Below are 14,672 nucleotides of genomic sequence, written 5' to 3'. Positions count from 1 at the left end.
GCCTGAAGGTCGGCTGGGCGTTCGCGTGGCGCACGCTGATCGCCGCCGAGCTGGTCTTCGGGGTGTCGTCCGGGGCGGGCGGGCTGGGCTGGTTCATCTTCGAGAACAAGAACATGCTCGACATCCCGAACGTGTTCGCCGGGCTGCTGACCGTGATCCTGATCGGCCTCGTCGTCGAGAACCTGATCTTCCAGACCATCGAGCGCCGCACCGTCCAGCGCTGGGGCATGCAGGCCTGAGGACAGGCCCGCCGGCGGATCATCCGGCGCAAGCGTCCCGCGATCCGCCCGTCCGGATCCTGCGGCCCGCATCGTGAACCGTCTGATGCGCGTCGTCCCGGACGGGACGGCGACCGAGGATCGCGCCCAGCGGACGCGACCCACCCCCGTGACCTGCCTCGGGTCATGTATATGACATATGAGTGTTGACAGCGCACGCGCGGGGCGTATCGTTCGATCAGACGCCGGCGGACTCGCGAGAGCCAAGATCGGCGCGAAAACAGGTGAGGAACGCCATGACGGCACGGGGCATCATCCGGCTCGTCGGGACGGTCGCGGCCCTCTGTGGGGCGCTCGGCGCGGCGCGCGCCGAGGTTTCGACCGTGCGGCTCGCGAAGCAATTCGGAATCTCCTACCTGCCCCTGACCGTGATGGAGGAGGAGGGCCTGCTGGAGAAGCAGGCCAAGGCGCGCGGCCTCGACGTCAAGGCCGAGTGGCTGCGCTTCACCGGCGGCTCGGGGATGAACGAGGCCCTACTCTCCGGCAACCTCGATTTCGCCTCCGGCGGCGTCGGCCCCTTCCTGACGATCTGGGGCCGGACGCAGGGCAACATCAAGGTCAAGGGCGTGGCGGCGCTGAACGCGATGCCGCTCTGGCTGGTGACCACCAATCCCGCGGTCAAGTCGATCACGGATTTCGGGCCGCAGGACAAGATCGCCCTGCCGACCGCCAAGACCTCGATCCAGGCGATCACCCTGCAGATGGCCGCCGAGAAGGCCTTCGGACCCGGCCAGCAGGCCAAGCTCGATCCGCTCACCGTCTCGATGGGACACCCGGACGCGCAGACCGCCCTGATGGGCGGCCGCTCGGAGATCACCGCGCATTTCGGCTCCCCGCCCTTCCAGGAGATGGAGCTGAAGGACCCGCGGGCGCACAAGGTGCTCGACAGCTACGACGTCATGGGCGGTCCCCACACCTTCAACCTCGTCTGGGCCTCCTCGCGCTTCGTCACGGCCAATCCCAAGGTCACCGCGTCCTTCCTGGCGGCGCTCGAAGACAGCCTGAAGCTGATCCGGGACGATCCGGCGAAGGCCGCGGCCCTCTGGATCAAGGCGGAAGGCGCGAAGATCTCGCCGGCGGAGGCGGAAGCCCTCATCCGCGCACCGCAGAACACCTGGACCACCAAGCCCGAGCGCATGACCGCCTATCTCGCCTACATGAACCGCGCCGGCCTGGTCTCCGCTACGGCCGCCAGCGACAGCGAGCTGTTCTTCCCCCCGCCGGCGGCGGGCGATGCCCCGAAGGAGGCCACGCGGTGACGGTCCCCGTCGGTCACGCCGCCGTCGGGCCGAGCGCGACCGAGGCGCTGCGGGTGCGCGTCCGGCGGGGCGACGCGGTCGCGGACTACGTGGTGCCGCGCCGGGCCAACCAGACGGTGCTCGACGTCGTCACCGAGATCCAGCGCGACCAGGACCCGACGCTCGCCTACCGCTTCGCCTGCCGGGTCGGCATGTGCGGCTCCTGCGGCATGACGGTGAACGGGCGCCCGCGCTGGACCTGCCGCACCCGGGTCGCCGCGGTCGCGCCGGACGGGATGCTGACCCTGGAGCCCCTGCGCAACCTGCCGGTGGTCAAGGACCTCGCGGTCGACATGGAGCCCTTCTTCGAGAAGTGGCGCCGCGCCCACGGCTATTTCGAGCCGGGCGAGAACCCGCCCGACGACTTCGCGACGGTCGCGCCGGACTCGCCCGCGCGCCAGGAGGTCGATGCCGGCATCGAGTGCATCAATTGCGGCGTCTGCTACGCGGCCTGCGACGTCGTCAGCTGGAATCCCGACTACCTCGGGCCCGCGGCCCTCAACCGGGCCTGGACGCTCGTCAACGACGTGCGCGACCAGGATCGCGACGGGCGGCTCGCCGCGGTGGCGGGCGATGCCGGCTGCCATTCCTGCCACAGCCACATGAGCTGCACCGAGCATTGCCCGAAGGGCCTGAGCCCGACCTTCTCGATCGCGGGCCTGAAGCGCGAGACCGGCAAGGCGGCGCTCCGCCGGTTCTGGAGGCGCGGATGAGCCCGCTCCTGTACCTCGCCCAGCGCGGCACGGCGGCGATCCTCGCGGTCACGGTCGCGGTCCATCTCGGCACGATCCTGTACGCGGTGCGCGGCGGGCTCACGGCCGGCGAGATCCTGGGCCGGACGCAGGGCAATCTGGCCTTCCTGCTGTTCTACGCGGTCTTCGTGCTGGCCGCCGCGATCCACGCCCCGATCGGCCTGCGCAGCATCCTGCGCGAGTGGACCGGCTGGCGCGGCCGCTCTCTCGATCTCGCGATGATCGCCCTGTCGGCGCTGCTCGCCGGGCTGGGTCTGCGGGCGGCGCTGGCGGTGTACTGGGCATGAGGGCTTCCACGACGCCTCCCCTGCGGACCGGCCTGACCCGCGCGTCCCTGCGCCGCCCCGGCTTCGCCGCCGCGCTGATCCACCGCCTCTCGGGGATCGCCCTGGCGCTGTTCCTGCCTATGCACTTCATCGCGCTCGGCACCGCGCTCCGGGGCGCCGACCGGCTCGAGAGCTTCCTCGGCCTCACCCAGAACGGCTTCGTCCGCACCGCCGAGTGGGGCCTCGTCTGTGCGCTCGCCGTCCACATGGCGCTGGGGCTGCGGGTGCTCGCCATCGAGTGGCTGCGCTACCGCGAGCGCACCGCCCTCGTCGTCTCCGGCTGCCTCGCGACCGCCTTCGCGGTCGGCCTCCTGTTCCTCCTCAGCGGGGCCTGACCCCCGCCCCGCGCCCATCGCCCCCGCCACCGGAGACCCGCCATGGATCTCGACATCCGCGAATTCGAGGAGGTCTGCCGCGACCTCTACGTCCGCGCCCTGAAGATCCTGCCGCCCGACATCAAGGCGGGCTTCGCCGACCTGCAGCGCACCGAGACCAGCGCCACGGGCCGGGCCATCCTCGACACGATGGTGGAGAACGTCGCGGTCGCGGAGCGCACGAAGAACATCCTCTGCCAGGATACCGGCATCCCGATCTACAACGTCGTGATCGGCGCCGACGTGCGCTTCGACGGCGCCGCGCTCAAGGCCGCGATCCGGCGCGGCTGCGAGCGGGCCACGAAGGAGTTCTCCCTACGCTCCTCGGTGGTCCATCCGATCACCCGCAAGAACGAGCAGACCTCCTGCGGCATCCGGGTGCCGATCATCCACGTCGACTTCGACGACCGGCCCGAGACCGTGGCGGTCGAGATGATCCCGAAGGGCTCGGGTTCCGAGAACGGCTCCTTCCTGCAGATGCTGCTGCCCTCGGACGGGATCGGCGCGGCCAAGCGCTTCGTCATCGACCGGGTGATCGAACTGGGCGGCCGGGTCTGCCCGCCGACCATCGTGGGCGTCGGGCTCGGCGGCACCTCGGACCTGTGCATGCACCTCGCCAAGGTGGCGGCGACCCGGCCGCTGCGCTCGGTCTGCGCCGATCCCGAAGGTGCCCGGATCGAGGCCGAGCTGTCGCGGGCGGTGAACGAGCTCGGCATCGGCCCGCAGGGGCTCGGGGGCCGGTCGACGAGCTTCGCTGTCCATGTCGAACTCGCCGCGACCCACATCACCCAGAACCCGGTCGCCGTGAACATCCAGTGCCACTCGGCCCGCCGCGCCCGCGCGACGTTCACGCCCGGCGGCATCGCGTTCGATTGAGGAGCAGACCGTGGCCCACCACGTCCTCGACATGCCGGCCGGCGAGGCCGAGATCCGGGCGCTCCGGATCGGCGACACCGTCACCCTGCGGCGCTGGCTGTTCGGCATCCGCGACGCGACCCTGATCCACATGTTCGACCGGGACCGCCGCACCCGGCTCGACCTCGACGGCCACGCGGTGATCCACACCGCGCCGAACGTGCACCGCGTCCCGGTCTCCAACGAGGCGCCGGTCGGCTTCGCGCCGTTCTGCATCGGCACCACCACGTCGATGCGCATGGAGCGCTTCACCGACGCCCTGATGGAGCGGGAGGGCGTGCGCCTCATCGTCGGCAAGGGCGGCATGGGGCCGGCGACCCTCGACGCCTTCGCGCGGCGCGGCGGCGCCTACCTGGCGATCGTCGGCGGCGCGGCGGCCCTGGAGACCACCTGGATCGAGACGATCGTGGACGTCGATCTCGACGATCTCCACCCCGAGAGCCTGTGGCAGTTCGCGATCCGCGATTTCGGGCCGCTGCTGGTCGGCATGGATTCGCACGGCGGCTCGCTCTTCGCCGACGTGCAGCGCGACGTGGCCGCCCGGCGCGACGCGGTGCTGGCTTCCCTGGAGGAGGCCCGATGAGCCTCGAACAGGTCGAGACCGACATCCTGATCCTCGGCTCCGGCGGGGCCGGGCTGTTCGCCGCGCTCCACGCCAAGAAGGTCGCGCCCGACCTCGACGTCACCGTCGCGGTGAAGGGTCTGCTGGGGAAGTGCGGCTGCACCCGCATGGTCCAGGGCGGCTACAACGTCGCGCTGGCGCCGGGCGACTCGGTCGAGCGGCACTTCATGGACACGATCGAGGGCGGCAAGTGGCTGAACGACCAGGCGCTCGCCTGGACGCTCGTCACCGAGGCGCAGGTGCGGATCCGCGAGCTGGAGACCGAGCTCGGCTGCTTCTTCGACCGCAACCCGGACGGGAGCGTCCACCAGAAGGCGTTCGCCGGCCAGACCTTCGACCGGACGGTGCACAAGGGCGACCTCACCGGCATCGAGATCATCAACCGCCTGTCCGAGCAGGTCTGGCGGCGGGACGTGCACCGCCTGGAGGATCACCGCGCCCTGGAGCTGATCCCGGCCCGGGACGGGTCGGGGCTGGCGGGCGTGCTGATGCTCGACATGCGCACCGGCGTGCCGAAGCTGGTGCGGGCCAAGGCCGTGCTGCTCGCCACCGGCGGCGGGCCGACCATGTACAAGTACCACACGCCGTCCGGCGACAAGTCCTGCGACGGGCTCGCCATGGCGTTGCGCGCCGGGCTGCCCTTGCGCGACATGGAGATGGTGCAGTTCCACCCGACCGGCCTGCTCGCCGGCGCCGGCACCCGCATGACCGGGACGGTGCTGGAGGAGGGCCTGCGCGGGGCCGGCGGCTGGCTCCTCGATTCCACCGGCCAGCGCTTCATGGAGGCCTACGATCCGCGGGCCGAGCGCGCGACCCGGGACGTGGTCAGCCGCTCGATCATGCGGCGGCTGCGCGAGGGGTTCGGCACGCCGAGCGGGGGCGTCCACATCCAGATGAGCCATCTCGGCCCCGAGGACGTGCGCCGCCGGTTCAAGGGCATGGTCGAGCGCTGCGCCGATTGCGGCTTCGACCTCGCGGGCGGCCTCGTCGAGGTCATCCCTACGGCCCATTACATGATGGGCGGCCTCCAGTTCGCGGTCGACTGCACCACCGCGCTGCCGCGCCTCTACGCGGCCGGCGAGGATACCGGCGGCGTCCACGGGGCGAACCGGCTGGGCGGCAACGGCGTGGCGAATTCCACGGTGTTCGGGGGCTTGGCCGGCCAGTCCATGGCCCGGGCCGTCCGGCGCGAGGGCCGCCTCGCCGAGCCCGACCCCGCCGCCATCGCGGCGGGCCTCGCCCGCGCCTACGGCCCGCTCGGCCGGCCGGCGGGGTCGCTGCCCGAGATCCGCGAGGCGCTCTACGAGACGATGTGGGCCGATGTCGGCATCCTGCGGGACGCGGCCGGCCTGACCCGGGCGCTCGCCACCCTCGACGGCCTCTCCGACGCGGTCGCCCGGGCCGGCGCGCCGGACGGCGACCGCCGCTACGCGCTGACCTGGATGGACCGGCTGAACCTCGAGAACCTCGTCCTGGTCTCGCAGGCCGTCGCCCGGGCGGCGCTCGCCCGCACCGACAGCCGCGGCGCCCATTTCCGCGAGGATTTCCCGGAGGCCTCGGATCTCGCGACCTCCCACTACACCGTGGTGCGTCAGCGCGGCGGGGCGCTCGACGTTGCGATGGAGCCCGTGCACTTCACCCATGTGCGGCCGGGGGGCTCTCTCCTCGACGCGGCCGCCTGAGGGGACTTGAGCCATGCAGACCCTGCGCGGCGCCGACATCGTGGCCCGGACCCTGGAGGCGCTCGGCGTCACCCGGATCTTCACCCTGTCGGGCAACCACATCATGCCGGTCTTCGACGCCCTGCTGGAGACCGGGATCAGCCTCGTCCATACCCGCCAGGAGGCGGCCTGCGTCCACATGGCCGACGCCTGGGGCCGGCTGACCGGCGAGGTCGGCGTCGCGCTGGTCACCGGCGGGCAGGGCCACACCAACGGCGCGGCGGCGCTCACCACGGCGCTCGCCGCGGACTCGCCCGTTCTGCTGCTCTCCGGCCATGCCGGCCTGTCCGAACTCGGGCGCGGCGCCTTCCAGGAGCTGGCCCAGGCCGACATCGCCCGGCCGATGACCAAGGCCGCCTGGACCGCCGGCTCGGTCGCCGCCCTCGGGCCGGACCTGGCCCGGGCCTTCCGGATCGCCCGCGAGGGGCGGCCCGGCCCGGTCCATCTCAGCCTGCCGGTCGACCTGCTGGACAGGGCCGTCCCCGCCGCCTCGGTGCGGATCCCGGACCGGGCCGCGGCCGCCATCCGGACCGCCGAGCCGACGCCGGATCTCGTGGCCGACCTGCGCGCCGCCCTCACCGGGGCTGAGCGGCCCCTCGTCGCCTGCGGCCCGGCCCTGTGCGACGCCTCCGGCCGGGCCGCCCTAGCGGCGCTGGAGGAAGCCCTCGGCCTGCCGGTCGTCGGCATGGAGAGCCCGCGCGGGATCAACGACCCGGCGCTCGGCGCCTTCGCGGAAATCCTGGCGCGGGCCGACCTCCTCGTGCTCCTGGGCAAGCCCCTCGACTTCACCCTGCGCTTCGGCGCCGCCCCCGCCCTTGCGCCCGACTGCCGCTTCGCCATCGTCGATTCCGATCCGCCGCTCCTCGCCCGCGCTCCGGCGGACCGCCTCGCGGTCTCGGGGCTCGCCGATCCGCGGCCGGTGCTGGCGGCGCTGACGGCCCAAGGCGGCCCGCGCCGCTGGGACGCGTGGCACCGGGAAGCGCGGGCCGCCCTCGCCTACCGGCCGCCCGGCTGGGCGGATCTGCGCGGGACGGGGCAGCGCCTGCACCCGGTGGAGCTGTGCCGTGCGGTCGACGGATTCCTCGACCGCCACCCGGACGGCACGCTGATCTGCGACGGCGGGGAGATCGGCCAGTGGCCGCAGGCCCTGGTCCGCGCCGGGCGCCGGCTGATCAACGGCGTCTCGGGCACGATCGGCGCGTCGATCCCCTTCGCGATCGCCGCCGCCCTGGAGCGCCCCGGCGCCCCCGTGGTCGCGGTGCTGGGCGACGGCACCTTCGGCTTCCACATGGCCGAGTTCGACACGGCCGTGCGCTATCGAATCCCGTTCATCGCGGTGGTGGGCAACGACGCGCGCTGGAACGCCGAGCACCAGATCCAGCTGCGCAGCTACGGTCCGGAGCGGACGCGCCACTGCGACCTGCTCCCGACCCGCTACGACGCGGTCGTCCAGGCGCTCGGCGGCTTCGGGGCGCTGGTGACCGAGGCCGCCGACCTCCCGGCGGCGCTGGAGGCGGCCCATGCCAGCGGCCTGCCGGCCTGCGTCAACGTGATGATCGAGAGCGTGCCGGCGCCGGCGATCCGCCGCTCCGGCTGAGGAGAGCGGTCTCAGGGCACGGAATGGCCGTGGCGCCGTCTCTGCCGAACGGGGCGCGGGGTCCCCTCTCCCGTGCGGGAGAGGGGGCAGGTCGCGTCCACCAAGCGCGTCGGCGCGACGGTCGGGCACCGTCGATTGAGGGAGGGGAAACATGCGCAGACGCGACCTTCTGGCGGGCGGTGCCGCGCTCGCGATGAGCCCCCGTCCAGCCTGGGCGGAGGTCGGCGCGGTGGCGATCGCCCGCCAGCCGAGCCTCGGCCACCTGCCGCTGATGCTCATGGAGGAGCAGGGCCTGCTGCAGAAGGCGGCGGCCGCCCGCGGCGTGGCGGGGCTCCAGGCCCGCTACCTCACCCTCGCGGGCGGGGCCGCGATGAACGACGCCCTGCTCTCCGGGCAGATCCAGTTCGCGGCCGGCGGCGTGCCGCCCCTCGTGCTGCTCTGGTCGAAGACCGAGGGCACCGCCATGGCGGTGAAGGGCGTGGCGGCGATGAACAGCATGCCGCTCCTGATGAATACCAGCAACCCGAAGGTGCGCACGCTCGCGGACTTCACCGACCGGGACAAGATCGCGCTCCCCGCCGTCAAGGTCTCGGTCCAGGCGATGTTCCTGCAGATGGCCGCCGAGAAGGAGTTCGGCGCGGCCCGCCGCAACGACCTCGACCGGCTCACCGTCACCCTCTCCCACCCTGACGGGATGACGGCCCTCCTCGGGGGCACCGAGGTGACGGCACATTTCACCGCCGCGCCGATCCAGGAGCTGGAACTGCGCCGGCCCGGCATCCACACGGTGCTGAACAGCTTCGACGTGCTGGGCGAACCCTCGACCTTCAACGTGGTCTGGGCCTCCGGGGCCTTCGCGGCGGCCAACCCGCAGGTCTTCGGGGCCTTCGGGGCCGCCCTGGACGAGGCGCTCGCCGCGATCGAGGCCGACAGGGCGGAGGCGGCCCGCGCCTACGTGCGCCTCGCCCGCGACGGGAGCGATATCGGCCTCATCACCGAGATCCTGAACGACCCGCAGGTGTCCTTCACGGCGACCCCCCGGGCGGTCGGCAAGGTCGCGGACTTCATGGCCCGCACCGGCACGATCCGGCGCCGGCCGGAGAGCTGGAAGGATCTGTTCTTCCCGGCCGTTCACGACAAGGCGGGCAGCTGACGCCCCGCCGGCCGCGCTCAGCTCTGCAGCAGGCCGGGCAGCGCCAGGGCCGTCGTGGTCAGGCCGATCGCGGCGAGCAGGGCGAGGACGAGCGTGCGGAAGCGGCGCTGGTCGATCCGGGCGAACAGCGAGAGGCCGGCGAGCACGCTCACCAGCACCACCGGCAGCGCCAGGGCGAGATCGCCGAGGAGCTCGGGCGGCAGCGGATCGAGGTAGACGAGGATCGTCAGAGCCCAGACCTGCATCACCAGGGTGAAGGATTGGTAGACCGCCCGCTGGGTGCGGGGCTCCCAGCCGCGCACGAGGCTCCAGGCGGTCGGCAGGGCGCCGGACAGGCCGGCGATGCCGCCCAGCACGCCGCCGAGGAAGCCGATGGCGCCGTCGCTCCAGCGGTTGCCGAATCCCACCCGGTAATCGGCGCGCAGCAGCGCGACGCCGCCGCTGTAGAGGATCAAGAAGAGACCGATCGCGACCTTCACGAAGCGCGGATCGAGGTCGTGCAGCAGATGGATCCCGATCGGCGCGCCGACGAGGCCCGGCAGGATCATCGCGAAGGCGGTGCCGCGCGGCGGCCAGGTCCGCAGGCGCAGGATCGAGATCGCCTGCGAGAGGATGCTGCAGACGAGGACCAGGGCGGTCGCCTCGACGGGCGTGCGGATCGACAGCAGGGTGCCCGAGGCGATCAGCGCGAAGGCGAAGCCCGTGAGGCCCGAGATCAGGCCGGCGCAGCCGACGCAGAGGATGAGGAGGAGCGTCTCCGTCATCGGGGGCGCCCGACCCGGCCTGTGCCAGACGCGTACGCGACCGCCATCCTCGTCCTCCCGGTCCCCGTCCCGCCGGGGCGGGTTCTGTTTGGAATGTATCTTATATAAGACTCGGCGGCCGGGGCAAGGCATCGGACAATGCGCCGGGTGAGGCGCGCGATTTCCGAGGAGCGGTCCGAACGAACGTTCGCGGGTCGCATCGGTCCCTGCGTCAGGGCGGGCAGCCGGGACATGCCGCGCCTTCCGAGGCTGTCCGATTCATTCCTCGTGGGACGCGATACCGCTGCAGAGCTCGGCGCGGGTCCCCTCTCCCGTGCGGGAGAGGGACAGGGTGGGGGATCATGCCTCTCCGCAACAGGCTCTCCAGGCAAGAGGCTCTTCAGACAAAAGGCTCTCCGGGCCGCCCGGCGCGGGCGCACTTAATCCCGACTCGTCTCGTCCCTCACCCCAACCCTCTCCCGCGCTGTAGAGGGCGCGCGTCGCGCCGCGCAGGACCGGACGCCCCCACCCCCGAACCAACGAAATCACCCGCACCCCTCAATCGGCCGTTGACGTCCGCCATCTCATGGGTCTTATATAAGACTAGTCGCCGCTAAGAAGCCGACGACGCAGATCAGGAGGACCGCATGAGCAGCCACGCCGCGTCCGGCGAGGGGCACCGCAAGCCGCATCTTCTCGCCCATTCCCCCCAGGACAACGTCGCCGTCGCGGTGATCGAGGGCCTGAGCGCGAACACCGACGCCTTCGGGGTGATCACCGAGAACGACAGCACCTTCGAGGTCGCCGTCCGCCACGACATCCCGATCGGCCACAAGGTCGCGCTCACCGATCTGAAGGTGGGCGATACGGCCATCAAGTACGGCCAGGACATCGGCAAGGTCATCAAGGACGTCGCCAAGGGCGAGCACGTCCACGTCCACAACGTCAAGACGAAGCGCTGGTGAGGTGACGATGTTCAAGGAAGCTGCTCAGCTCGAACACGAGATCGCCACCCCCTTCGTCGGCGGTGCGCCCGATCAGTTCGCCACCCAGGCGCTCGCGACCAAGCGCGCCTCGCAGAACTACGAGGCCGCCACCTTCATGGGCTGGCGCCGGGAGAACGGCCGGGTCGGCGTGCGCAACCACGTCGTGCTCCTGCCGCTGGACGATCTGTCCAACGCCGCCTGCGAGGCGGTCGCCAACAACGTGAAGGGCACGATGGCGCTGCCCCACGCCTACGGGCGCCTCCAGTTCGGCGAGGATCTGGACCTCCACTTCCGCACCCTGATCGGCATCGGCTCGAACCCGAACGTCGCCGCCGTCGTGGTGATCGGCATCGAGGACCAGTGGACCAACCGCGTGGTCGAGGGCATCGCCAAGACCGGCAAGCCCGTCATTGGCTTCGGCATCGAGGGTCACGGCGACATCGCGATCGTCGCCAAGGCGAGCTACCAGGCCAAGCGCTTCGTGCAGTGGGCCACCGAGCTCCAGCGCGAGGAATGCCCGATCGCCGACCTCTGGGTCTCGACCAAGTGCGGCGAATCCGACACCACCACCGGCCTCGCCTCCTGCCCCACCGTCGGCAACATGTACGACAAGCTGATCCCGCACGGGATCTACGGCGTGTTCGGCGAGACCTCGGAGATCACCGGCGCCGAGCACCTCTGTCGCGAGCGGGCGATCAGCCCGGACATCGCCGACAAGTGGTACACCATGTGGAAAGCCTACCAGGACGACGTGATCGAGGCCCACAAGACCGACGATCTGTCCGACTCGCAGCCGACCAAGGGCAACATCGTGGGCGGTCTCACCACGATCGAGGAGAAGGCGCTCGGCAACCTCGAGAAGATCGGCCACGAGTGCCGGTTCATCGACGCGCTGCAGCCGGCGGAGGCCCCCGCCAAGGGACCCGGCCTCTACTTCATGGACACGTCCTCGGCGGCGGCCGAGTGCGTGACCCTGATGGCGGCGGCCGGCTACGTGGTCCACACCTTCCCGACCGGCCAGGGCAACGTGATCGGCAACCCGATCGTCCCGGTGATCAAGATCACCGGCAATCCCCGCACCGTGCGCACCATGGGCGAGCATATCGACGTCGACGTCTCGGGCGTGCTCAGCCGCGAGATGACCATCCCGCAGGCCGGCGACGCGCTCATCGACATGGTGGTGCGCACCGCCAACGGCCGGCTCACGGCGGCCGAGTCCCTCGGCCACCGGGAATTCGTGATGACGAAGCTCTACCGCAGCGCCTGACGCACAAGTCCCGCGCCCGCGGACCGCGATCCGGTCCGCGGGCGCAGCCCCGACGCCACGGGGTCAGGACCACGAGGGAGCGCACGACCGCAGGGGCAACCGCGGCGGCCTCCGTCCCGTCATTCTGGAGGAACGCATGAGGCTGCTTCGGTCGATCTACGGCCAGGTCCTGCTCGGCATCGCGCTGGGCATCGCGGTCGGGGTGTTGGCCCCCGATTTCGCCGTGGGCTGCAAGATCCTCGGCGACATGTTCATCAACCTGATCAAGATGATCGTCGCCCCCGTCATCTTCTGCACGGTCGTGGTCGGCATCGCGCATGTCGGCGACATGAAGACCGTCGGCCGGATGGGCCTGAAGACCATCCTGTACTTCGAGGTCGCCACGACGGTGGCGCTCGCCGCGGGCCTCCTGTTCGTCAACCTGCTGCGGCCGGGCGACGGTGTGAACGCCACCGTCGACAGCCTCGACGCCAAGCTGGTCGCCGGCATCGCCGGCAAGGCCCACGCGCAGTCGCCGATGGAGATCATCGCCAACATCATCCCGCACAGCGCGGTCGACGCCTTCGCCAAGGGCGACCTGATCCAGGTGATGTTCTTCTCGGTGCTCGTCGGCATGGGTCTGGCGATGCTGGGCCGGCGCGGCGAGTTCCCGCTCAAGGTGGTCCACGCCTTCGGCGACGTGCTGATGAAGGTCGTCGGCCTGATCATGCACTTCGCGCCGATCGGCGCCTTCGGCGCGATGGCCTTCACCATCGGCAAGTTCGGGCTCGGCATCCTCGCCCAGTACGGGATGCTGATCGTCTCGCTCTACCTGACCTTCATCGTGTTCATCGCGGTCTTCCTCGGCGGCGTGATGCGCTTCTACGTCGGCCTGAGCCTGTGGAAGCTGTTCCGCTACAGCCGCGAGGAGCTGTTCATCCTGCTCGGAACCACGAGCACGGAATCGGTGCTGCCGCGGATCATGGCCAAGCTCAACGGGCTCGGGGTCGACAAGAGCGTCACCGGCCTCGTGATGCCGGCCGGCCTGTCGTTCAACATGGACGGCTCGTGCATCTACCTGACCATGGCGATCGGCTTCATCGCCCAGGCCCTCAACATCCCGCTGACCTGGGAGCAGGAACTCGGCATCCTGGCCATCGCGCTGGTGACCTCGAAGGGCGTCGCGGGCGTGGCGGGTGCCATCCTGTTCGTGCTCGCCGCGACGCTCCAGGCCTCGCAGCTCCTGCCGGTGGCGGGCATCGCCCTGATCATCGGGGTAGACCGCATCCTGAACGAGCTGCGCTGCGTGACCAACGCGATCGGCAACATGGTGGCGACCCTCGTGATCGCCCGCTGGGAGGGCAAGATCGACCTCGCCCATGCCCGCGCGGTGCTCGACGGCCGCATCACCCCGGACTTCGACCTCCTCGACGACGAGGACGCGGTGGCGGATGCGATCCCCGCCCGCGAGCCGGCGGCCGCCTTCCGTCGCCCCCTCCCCGCTGCCGTGCCGGCGACCTGAGAAGGACCCTCCATGCCCAAGGTCATCATCAGCGAGTTCATGGACGAGGCGGCGATCGCGGCCGAGCTCGCCGGCTTCGACGTGGTGTACGATCCCGGCCTCGTCGACCGGCCCAACGATCTCGCCGCGGCGGTTGCGGAGGCCGACGCCCTGATCGTGCGCAACCGGACTCAGGTGCGCGGCGCCCTGCTCGCCGCCGCCCGCGACCTCAAGGTGGTGGGCCGCCTCGGCGTCGGCCTCGACAACATCGATGGGCCGGCCTGCCGGGACCGGGGCATCGCGGTCTATCCGGCGACGGGCGCCAACGACGTCGCGGTCGCCGAGTACGTGGTCGCCACCGCGATGCTGCTCCTGCGCGGCGCCTACGGGGCGACGGCCCGCGTCGCGGCCGGCATGTGGCCGCGCAACGCCCTGATGGGCCGCGAGATTTCCGGCAAGCGCCTCGGCCTCGTGGGCTTCGGCGCCATCGCCCGCGAGACCGCCCAGAGGGCTGCGGCCCTCGGCATGGCGATCGCCGCCCACGACCCCTTCGTCGCCGCGGACGACCCGGCCTGGAACCCGGCCTCCGGTCCCGTGCGGCCCCTGGCACTCGATGCCCTGATCGCCGGGAGCGACGTGCTCTCGCTGCACGTGCCCCTCACCGATCGGACCCGCGGCCTGATCGACGCGGCGGCGCTGGCCCGAATGCCCAAGGGTGCGATCCTGATCAATGCGGCCCGGGGCGGCGTGGTGGACGAGGCCGCCGTGGCCGAATCCCTGCGCGCCGGCCATCTCGGCGGCGCGGCGCTGGACGTGTTCGACCGGGAGCCCCTGGACACGTCGGCCGGCGCCGTGTTCGCGGACGTGCCCAACCTGATCCTGACCCCGCACATCGCCGGGGTGACGCAGGAATCGAACGTGCGCGTCTCCGCCGTCACCGCGGCGGCGGTGCGTCGCCACCTCACGGAGCGCTGAGCCGATGCCGAACCTCACACTGTCGGAGGCCGAGGCCCTGGCCGCCGAGGCCCTCGTCCGCTGCGGCACGGCCGAGGCCGCGGCGCGGAGCGTCGCCCGCGCCCTGGTCGGCGCCGAGGCGGACGGGCTCAAGGGCCACGGCCTGTCGCGGGTGGCGCCCTACGCGGCGCAGGTGGGCGCAGGTG

General features: G+C 71.5%; 14 protein-coding genes and 2 pseudogenes. 15 read left to right on the top strand and 1 reads right to left on the bottom strand.

What is annotated here, in order from left to right; translation table 11 throughout:
* From AC1DXK_RS27240 to AC1DXK_RS27195, 10 genes and pseudogenes are all read left to right on the top strand, one after another.
* Nucleotides 1-239, top strand: a pseudogene (locus AC1DXK_RS27240) (ABC transporter permease); the annotation flags it as partial.
* A gap of 275 nt (nucleotides 240-514) precedes the next feature.
* Nucleotides 515-1,537, top strand: a complete 1,023-nt coding sequence (locus AC1DXK_RS27235; protein WP_457108632.1) for an ABC transporter substrate-binding protein — start codon at nucleotides 515-517, stop codon at nucleotides 1,535-1,537.
* Nucleotides 1,534-2,289, top strand: a complete 756-nt coding sequence (locus AC1DXK_RS27230; RefSeq protein WP_457108631.1) for a succinate dehydrogenase/fumarate reductase iron-sulfur subunit — start codon at nucleotides 1,534-1,536, stop codon at nucleotides 2,287-2,289. The genes AC1DXK_RS27235 and AC1DXK_RS27230 overlap by 4 nt, the downstream gene beginning before the upstream one ends.
* Nucleotides 2,286-2,615 carry a succinate dehydrogenase/fumarate reductase transmembrane subunit gene (locus AC1DXK_RS27225; protein ID WP_457108630.1) on the top strand — a complete coding sequence of 110 codons (330 nt, stop codon included), beginning with the start codon at nucleotides 2,286-2,288 and terminating at the stop codon, nucleotides 2,613-2,615. Before AC1DXK_RS27230 ends, AC1DXK_RS27225 begins: the two co-directional genes overlap by 4 nt.
* Complete coding sequence (locus tag AC1DXK_RS27220; RefSeq protein ID WP_457108629.1) at nucleotides 2,612-2,989, top strand: succinate dehydrogenase, cytochrome b556 subunit; 378 nt, start codon at nucleotides 2,612-2,614, stop codon at nucleotides 2,987-2,989. The genes AC1DXK_RS27225 and AC1DXK_RS27220 overlap by 4 nt, the downstream gene beginning before the upstream one ends.
* Before the next feature lie 42 nt (nucleotides 2,990-3,031).
* Nucleotides 3,032-3,904, top strand: coding sequence for a fumarate hydratase (locus AC1DXK_RS27215; protein WP_457108628.1), 873 nt, complete (start codon nucleotides 3,032-3,034; stop codon nucleotides 3,902-3,904).
* Between the two features lie 10 nt (nucleotides 3,905-3,914).
* The gene (locus AC1DXK_RS27210; RefSeq protein ID WP_457108627.1) at nucleotides 3,915-4,526 is read left to right on the top strand and encodes a fumarate hydratase C-terminal domain-containing protein; all 612 of its coding nucleotides are present in this window, start codon (nucleotides 3,915-3,917) and stop codon (nucleotides 4,524-4,526) included.
* Nucleotides 4,523-6,247, top strand: a complete 1,725-nt coding sequence (locus tag AC1DXK_RS27205; protein ID WP_457108626.1) for an L-aspartate oxidase — start codon at nucleotides 4,523-4,525, stop codon at nucleotides 6,245-6,247. The genes AC1DXK_RS27210 and AC1DXK_RS27205 overlap by 4 nt, the downstream gene beginning before the upstream one ends.
* Nucleotides 6,248-6,260: 13 nt before the next feature.
* Nucleotides 6,261-7,883 carry a thiamine pyrophosphate-binding protein gene (locus AC1DXK_RS27200; RefSeq protein ID WP_457108625.1) on the top strand — a complete coding sequence of 541 codons (1,623 nt, stop codon included), beginning with the start codon at nucleotides 6,261-6,263 and terminating at the stop codon, nucleotides 7,881-7,883.
* A gap of 151 nt (nucleotides 7,884-8,034) precedes the next feature.
* A complete protein-coding gene (locus AC1DXK_RS27195; protein WP_457108624.1) occupies nucleotides 8,035-9,036 on the top strand; it encodes an ABC transporter substrate-binding protein in 1,002 nt (333 codons plus the stop codon).
* A gap of 17 nt (nucleotides 9,037-9,053) precedes the next feature.
* Here AC1DXK_RS27195 and AC1DXK_RS27190 read toward each other — a convergent pair whose 3' ends face one another.
* Nucleotides 9,054-9,800 carry a sulfite exporter TauE/SafE family protein gene (locus AC1DXK_RS27190; RefSeq protein WP_457108623.1) on the bottom strand — a complete coding sequence of 249 codons (747 nt, stop codon included), beginning with the start codon at nucleotides 9,798-9,800 and terminating at the stop codon, nucleotides 9,054-9,056.
* Between the two features lie 626 nt (nucleotides 9,801-10,426).
* Here AC1DXK_RS27190 and AC1DXK_RS27185 point away from each other — a divergent pair.
* The 5 genes and pseudogenes from AC1DXK_RS27185 to AC1DXK_RS27165 form a co-directional block, all read left to right on the top strand.
* Nucleotides 10,427-10,744, top strand: a complete 318-nt coding sequence (locus AC1DXK_RS27185) for a UxaA family hydrolase (RefSeq protein ID WP_457108622.1) — start codon at nucleotides 10,427-10,429, stop codon at nucleotides 10,742-10,744.
* Nucleotides 10,745-10,751: 7 nt separating this feature from the next.
* Nucleotides 10,752-12,032: a UxaA family hydrolase gene (locus AC1DXK_RS27180; RefSeq protein ID WP_457108621.1), complete on the top strand. Its 1,281-nt coding sequence runs from the start codon at nucleotides 10,752-10,754 to the stop codon at nucleotides 12,030-12,032.
* 136 nt (nucleotides 12,033-12,168) lie between these two features.
* Nucleotides 12,169-13,533 (top strand): cation:dicarboxylate symporter family transporter, encoded by a 1,365-nt coding sequence (locus AC1DXK_RS27175; RefSeq protein WP_477299483.1) that lies wholly within the window; start codon nucleotides 12,169-12,171, stop codon nucleotides 13,531-13,533.
* A gap of 12 nt (nucleotides 13,534-13,545) precedes the next feature.
* Nucleotides 13,546-14,487: an NAD(P)-dependent oxidoreductase gene (locus tag AC1DXK_RS27170; protein ID WP_457108619.1), complete on the top strand. Its 942-nt coding sequence runs from the start codon at nucleotides 13,546-13,548 to the stop codon at nucleotides 14,485-14,487.
* A gap of 4 nt (nucleotides 14,488-14,491) precedes the next feature.
* Nucleotides 14,492-14,672: pseudogene (locus tag AC1DXK_RS27165) on the top strand (Ldh family oxidoreductase); the annotation flags it as partial.

This window comes from Methylobacterium sp. P3_A11 (assembly GCF_056403155.1).
The sequence above is the reverse complement of the archived record's forward strand: the minus strand, read 5'-3'. Positions and strand labels throughout refer to the sequence as shown.